The sequence below is a fragment of the Roseibium sp. RKSG952 genome, assembly GCF_009711355.1.
This window is the reverse complement of record NZ_SMMF01000950.1, coordinates 124,698-131,556: the sequence shown is the minus strand read 5'-3', so window position 1 is coordinate 131,556 and position 6,859 is coordinate 124,698. Positions and strand designations below refer to the sequence as shown.

Below are 6,859 nucleotides of genomic sequence, written 5' to 3'. Positions count from 1 at the left end.
GCCTGACCCAGCGCGGGCAATGCCATCAGACTTGAACCTAATCCTCCCGCAATTCCGCGACCAGCCCATTGCCGCATCTTGCGATCCAGCCATTGCCTCACATGCTTTTTGCGCCCGTCTTCAGGCAGATTTTCCGAGTTCGCTTGTTTATTCGAAACGGGTTCTTTCATCATCGTGCCCTCACCTTTGATGGCCGCAAGCAATCCGGCGACAGTTCGGCATTTGCCGAATTCTGTTCATTGTTCTTGTCACCCGGTTATCCATGCGGTCGGACCAGAAAAATTGAGTTAAACTGGAGCCGAACTTCTCGTTTTCACCACATTCCTGCTCTGGTTTCGGTCCGGGCGCCTGATCATCCTGATTTCAATGCCAGCGGTGGCACGGGGGTGATTTGCAATGACGCTTCAGTTCGAAAGAGTGGTGGCAACGGGGAAGCCGGCGCTCGATTCAGGTATCGGCGATACGGCTTTAAAAACGTTTAACGGTGTCACGTATATGTACAGCACGACAGGTCCTGGCGGCGGTGTCGTAGCCTGGCGGATTGTGGAGGGTGGTGCTCCGCAAGTAATCGATGAACAGTACTTTACTGGTTCGATCAGCATGCAGGTCGGACGCAGTGGTGTGCCCGTGTCGCTGGCGGGAAATGATCAACTGATATTGGATGTAGATACGGCTACGGGCCTTGTTGGATACGCACTCAACGCCGACGGAACCATTGGCGCGCTGCAGGAAACCGGAACGCTGATCGGTGGAGGCGATATCTCTGCAGTGGTTCAGGTGTCTTTGGGTGCGACGAGCCTGCTGACCATTGCGCATGAAGATACCGACCAGATCAACACGTATAGTGTGAACGCAGACGGATCGCTGAGCCTGACCGGAGCAATCTCGGGGGTGGCCGATTCGCTTCAGACACTGCAGGTGGGTACGGGGCAGTTCATCGTCGCGGCGGATGCGGCGAGCAGTTCGATCAACACTTATGGGATCAATCCGAATTCGGGTGTGCTGAACACCATCGACAATGGGGACGCGATTGCGACGCTTGGAATCAACGCCCCAACTGCAGTTGAAGTGGTGCAGGCTTACGGAAATTCCTGGGTTGTCGTGGCGGGCGCGGGCAGCAACTCAATCAGTGTCATGCATATGGGTGCGGACGGAAAACTGACGCCTACCGATCACGTACTGGACACGCTCCATACCCGTTTTGAATCGGTTCAGGACCTGTCAGTCATCGACGTCGACGGCAGAGTGTTTGTCGTGGCAGGCGGAGGCGATGACGGAATCACCTTGTTTACCATGACGCCAGAAGGCCAACTCATCCATCTGGACAGTTTCGCAGATACGTTGGCCAGCGGGTTGCAGAATGTTCAGACGCTTACTGTTGCCCATGTGGGGGACGAACTGCAGATATTTGCAGCTTCGCAAGAGGACGCAGGTCTGACTCAGTTGACGGTTTCGGTTGGGGATCTGGGTGTTGTTCGTGAGGGGTCTGGTGTGGTTTCAGGCTCGGCACAGGATGATATGTTGACCGGTAGTATCCTCAGCTCAACTCTGATGGCCGGAGATGGAGATGACATTCTCATCGCGGGGGCGGGTGCCACGACGATGAGTGGCGGAAGCGGAGCGGACATCTTTGTTATGCGTTCTGGCAGCGAACTGACCACGATTACCGATTTCGAAGCCGGAACCGACAGGTTGGATATGTTCGACTATCTGCTGTTGCGCAGCCCGGCCCAGCTAAGTTTCAACTCAACGGCGCAGGGTGCCCGGATCGAATACCGTGACGAAACGATCGAGGTCATTTCAGCAGCAGGTGGTCCACTGACAAGTGCGGATGTGTTTGGGAGCGGTTTTGACGGACCTGACCACGTTCCGGTTTATTTTGGGGATTTCGGTGGCCTGACCCCGCCCGGTTCACCCGGTGTTTTGGGGGACGTCAATATCAGTACGGAAACAGACAACCCGGCGCTCGCTGATGCGGAAATACGGTTTACACCACAGGGTGGAGGCACCGTCGTAGCCACTGCAGATTCCGAAGGACGGTTTGACTTAGGTCTGCCTGACGGAACATTTCAGGGCGAGTTAGACGTCGTCAAAAGTTACTCCACGGCCAGCGCTGAGATTACTGCGCTTGATGCGTTGCAGGTATTGCGCATGTCCGTCGGCCTTGATCCGACATGGGGGCCCGCCGCCCCAGAGAACCTGATTGCGGCGGATATTAATCAGGATGGGACGATCAACGCACTTGATGCGCTGGCCATTCTTCAAGTTGCCGTTGGTCAACCTACTCCGCATGAAGCGAAGTGGGTCTTTCTGGATGCTGATGCCGATCTGTCCGGTATGACCCGAACCAATGTCGACTACGAAACAGGTGTGTCAGTCACAGCGGTCGACGGGGTGGTGACAACCGAGATGACTTCGATCCTGCTGGGTAATCTCGAAGCCGTTTGAATGCTCGCTGCCTGAGCCCCGATCTTGGGCGGCGCTTTCTACCCGGTTATTCTCGGAAGGCCCGATTGAAGTAATCCGCCAGCGGTTTGACAAGATATGACAGCGGTGTCCGTTCATCCGTCTTGATCAGTGTTTCGACCGGCATGCCGGGCAGCAGGTTTTGCCCATTCAGGCGTTCGACCTGTCCCTCATCCGGAACAACCTCGGCGCGATAGAAAGTCAGGCCCGAGTTTTCATCGGTGAAAGTATCAGCGGACACGTTGATTACATGACCTTCGATTTCCGGTGTGTCCTTTTGATTGAAGGCCGGAAATCGTAAGGCAACAGGCTGACCCAGATGCAATTGATCCACATGGATGGCATCCACCCGGGCGGCTACCAACAATGGCGTGTCCTGTGGCACAACATACATCATAGGTTCAGCGGGTTGGATCACCGACTGCACAGCAAAGACCTGACTGCCGTAGACAGTCCCCGACACCGGCGAACGAATGTCGAGGCGTGACAGACGCTCGGTCAGCGACAACCTTTGTTCCGACAGTTCGACGACCTGAGACTGAACATCCCGCAATTGTGTAATCGCTTCTTCCCGCCGGGTGGCAGCAAGTTCGACAATCTGAATTTCGGTTGCTGCAATCTGACCTTTGAGCCGTGCGACTGCTGCTTCCAGATTGCCGATCTGACCGGTCAGGCTGGCTTCTTCTCGTTGCAGGGCCGAGACGCGGCTGGCCTGGGTCAGGCCGCGCGTCAGCAGGCTCTGCTGATCTTCCAGCTCTTCGCCGATAAGTTCGACCTGTCGGCGCAAGGAAACCAACTGGGCTTCGGTTCCATCGATTTCACTTTCGATCTGAATTCTTTGCTTACCAAGCTGGTCGGTCTTCTGGGCAAGAGTTTCCAGACGTGCCGCAAACAGGCGGGCCTGACCTGCCAAAAGCCCCGGATCGATTGGTTCCTGATCCTTCAATTCCTGCAATTTTGCGTCCAGCGTGGCCTCATCCACACCATCACGCTCAGCTTCCAGTCGGGTTTTGCGGGCCAGCAGCTCGAACAGTTGAGATTCAACGATGAACTTTTCAGATGCCAGAAAGGTATCATCCAGCCTCAGCAACATGGCACCGGAAGCAACCTCATCACCGTCTCGGACGAAGATTTCCCCAACAACGCCCCCGTCAGGGTGCTCGATCACCTGCCGGTTGCTTTGAACCTCGATCACGCCCTGAGAGACAATTGCGCCGGCCAGACGTGTCCGAACACTCCATACACCAATGCCGCCGACAAGGATGGCCAGTGCGACAAAGCCGACAATGGCCGGAACGGTAATACGCCAGGCCGGTCGTGTTTGGTTACCCGCCATTATTCACCCACCTTGTTGAGTTGCCGCTTGATGACATTGGCGTTCTGCACCATCGAACCCAGTACCTCGTCCCGGCTGCCGGATTTGACGACTTGCCCCTTTTCGATGACGACCAGATCATCACATTCTGAGATCGCCTGTGGTCGGTGTGTCATGACAATTGCTGCTTTGCCTTCTGCTTTCAGGCCGCGGATCGCTGCGTTCAATGCCTCGGTTCCATCGGCATCAAGGGCCGAGTTCGGTTCGTCCAGGATCAGCAGAACCGGGTCGCCATATAACGCTCTTGCCAATGCGATCCGTTGTTTTTGACCACCGGAAAGCTGACTGTCATTTCCTTCCAGGAACGTATCGTATCCCTTTTCCAGGCTCAGGATCAGTTCATGCGCGTTTGCCTTTCTGGCAGCGGCGACGACCGCGTCAGGATCTGGCTGCTGAGACATCCGCGCGATGTTTTCCGCCACCGTTCCATTGAACAACGTGACTTGTTGCGGCAGGTAACCCACGTGGCGACCCAGATCATTTGGGTCGTATTGATCCAGCGTGGCACCACCCAGTCTGATCTCGCCGACCGCAGGCGGCCAAAGGCCCAGTAAGGCCTTGGCAAGGGTGGTTTTGCCTGAGCCGCTTTTGCCGATAACGCCAAGGGCCTTCCCGGGCTCGAGCTGCAGCGAAGCATTGCGTAAGGTCGGCCCAGATGCACCGGGGGGGATCACCGTCAGACCCTTTGCGGTCAGCCGTGCTTCGGGAACCGGCAATTTGGTTCGAGGCGCTTCGGGTGGCGTACTATCGAGGAACTGATTCAGTGAGGACCACGCAGATCGTGCTCTCTCGATCGTGCCCCATTGCCCTACGGCCTGTTCCACGGGCGCCAGCGCGCGGCCCAACAGGATGGACCCTGCGATCATTGCGCCAGCTGTCATTTCGTTTTGCAGCACCAGCCACGCCCCCAAGGCCAGCATCGCGGATTGCAGGAACAGGCGCAGGGATTTTGTCAGTGAGGTAAAGCTGCCGGTCCAGTCACTGGCCGCGATCGTTTGCGACAGCGCGTCAGAGCGTTGTTTCAACCAGCGCTTTGTAACGTCTTCCTGCATGCCCTGCGATCGCACGACTTCAGCTGCCTGACGTGCATGTTCCGAGAATGAGTTTGCGCGCGCCGAGGCAGATTGCGCCGCGGCCACTTTGCGATGGGTCAGTGCCTGATTGAGTATTGCGATCACGATCAGCAATGCACCACCACCTACGGCGAGCCACCCCAGCAGGGGATGAAACAGGAATATGGCCGCCAGAAAAACCGGGGTCCATGGAATGTCCATGACTGCCAGCAAAATAGGCGATGAGCAAAGGTTCTGAATCGATTCCAGATTGCGCAGCGCCGTTGCCGGGGCGGAACGCGCCTGCGGAAGCAGAGCGCGGCGCAGGGTGGCATCGAAAACGCGTTGATCCAGTGTGGATTGAAACCGAGCTCCGAACCGGGCCACAATGCGGCCCCGGGCGAAATCAAGCATCGCCATCAGCCCATAGAGCAAAGCCACCAGCAGGAAGAGCGCGGTCAGTGTCTCAACCGCACGTGAACCCAACACCCGGTCATAAACCTGCAGCATGAACAGTGGGCCCGTCAGCATCAGCAGGTTTACGAAGATGCTGAACAAAAAAGCCAGAGCAAGGAACATCGTCCCCTGATTGCGCACTTTACGAAGCTCGTGGCGCGGCGGTGCAGATGCTTGGTTTTTGAAACTCACGATGCGTGGCCCTTGTCTTTCATTCGAGGCATCTTTGACAGGCCAAAGCGGTACAGGTTTTGGCCAACAGATATCAATATGCCCATTGTGCGTATCAGTAGCGAACAACTAGCTGTAGAGGCGCTGGCAACGTAAGGGTGAAAGCTGGCGATAGTTTGCTCGCCCGGCTGGTTTTCTCTCACGTTTTGCGAGAATGCTGAAAATATGATGGATTTGGTAGGCAATAATTTTCCTGTTTTGATCTACTGGCGGCAAAGGATTGTCAGAACAGGCGGTGTAGTTGTGCCACTGCCGTAGCAAATCCAAGCCTCTGATAATGCTAACTTATATTAGTAATTAGCCTTGAGCCTGTGGCAGGTCAAACGAGATCAAGAACTTCAATGCGATTGAAATGTAATGATTTTAGCCGTCACGTTTCGTGGCTTCGAAAAATCCGGGTCGAAGAGAAATAGCGTTCCAGCTCTTCGATTCGCTCCTTGCTTTCATCCCAGCGCGCTTCTTGCACTTCGGCAATCAGAGTTTCCGAGATCAGTTGCAGGGCGATGGTCGAATCCCAACTGGATGGTGCCTCGACCAATGCATGAAACGTGTAATCAGCGGTCCTGCCGATTGGAGAACCCCATTGGTCGGTGAACAGAACTACCGTAACTCCTCGGCTCGACGCAACCTGAGCCAGCTTCTCCAGATGTGCCTCATACCGGCGGATGTCGAAGATCACCAAGACCGATGCTTCGTCCATATCCAGCAGATATTGAGGCCAGACATTGGCGGAATTGCCCAACATGGTCACGTTGGGGCGAATGATTTGCATATGGTTGAACAGGTAATCGGCGTTAGATCGGGTGATGCGCCCGCCAACCACATAAAGATGCCGATCCGTGTCTGCCAATAGCTGAGCAACCGCGTCGAACATCTCTTTGTCGAGGCGTTCCAGCGTGTGGCGCATGTTGGTCCAGACGGCCTGTGCAAACCGGGTGATAGGATGCTCGGCCTCGTCATCCACAACCCAGGCGTCGCGCTTGGAGATCGGTTTCTTGATCTGCGCTGCAACCTCTTCGCGGAGCGCTTCCTGCAAGTCCGGGAACCCGTCAAAACCCAACTTGCGCGCCATACGGATCACCGTCGGGGTTGAAACCTGAGCCGCTGCCGCGAGCTTGGTGATCGATTGCAGCCCGGCCATGGGATAGTCCTGCAACAGGATCGACGCCAGCTGGCGCTCTGACCGGGTCAGGCCATCAAGCTCATCCTGTATTCGCTGTTTGACAAGTTTGGCGACGGTTGCCATCGGCCCCTCTTTTTTCAATTCGTTACAGAATAT

The 6,859-nt window shown here is 55.9% G+C and carries 4 protein-coding genes; 1 reads left to right on the top strand and 3 read right to left on the bottom strand.

The features are described 5' to 3' along the window. The first annotated feature begins 396 nt into the window (after nt 1-396). The gene (locus E1297_RS33360; RefSeq protein WP_155145718.1) at nt 397-2,448 is read left to right on the top strand and encodes a dockerin type I domain-containing protein; all 2,052 of its coding nucleotides are present in this window, start codon (nt 397-399) and stop codon (nt 2,446-2,448) included. A gap of 46 nt (nt 2,449-2,494) precedes the next feature. Here E1297_RS33360 and E1297_RS33355 read toward each other — a convergent pair whose 3' ends face one another. From E1297_RS33355 to E1297_RS33345, 3 genes are all read right to left on the bottom strand, one after another. Further along, on the bottom strand, nt 2,495-3,802 hold the full coding sequence (locus E1297_RS33355; RefSeq protein WP_155145717.1) for an HlyD family type I secretion periplasmic adaptor subunit: 1,308 nt from the start codon (nt 3,800-3,802) through the stop codon (nt 2,495-2,497). After that, entirely contained in the window at nt 3,802-5,541 is a 1,740-nt protein-coding gene (locus E1297_RS33350) for a type I secretion system permease/ATPase (RefSeq protein WP_209016155.1), read from the bottom strand. Before E1297_RS33350 ends, E1297_RS33355 begins: the two co-directional genes overlap by 1 nt. 409 nt (nt 5,542-5,950) lie before the next feature. Further along, a complete protein-coding gene (locus E1297_RS33345; protein ID WP_155145715.1) occupies nt 5,951-6,826 on the bottom strand; it encodes a MurR/RpiR family transcriptional regulator in 876 nt (291 codons plus the stop codon). Nucleotides 6,827-6,859 lie beyond the last annotated feature (33 nt).

What these genes read in the sequence shown, in the direction of transcription:
- E1297_RS33360 (WP_155145718.1), top strand. Translation starts at nt 397, where the DNA reads ATGACGCTTCAGTTCGAAAGAGTGGTGGCAACGGGGAAGCCGGCGCTC.
- E1297_RS33355 (WP_155145717.1), bottom strand. Translation starts at nt 3,802, where the DNA reads ATGGCGGGTAACCAAACACGACCGGCCTGGCGTATTACCGTTCCGGCC.
- E1297_RS33345 (WP_155145715.1), bottom strand. Translation starts at nt 6,826, where the DNA reads ATGGCAACCGTCGCCAAACTTGTCAAACAGCGAATACAGGATGAGCTT.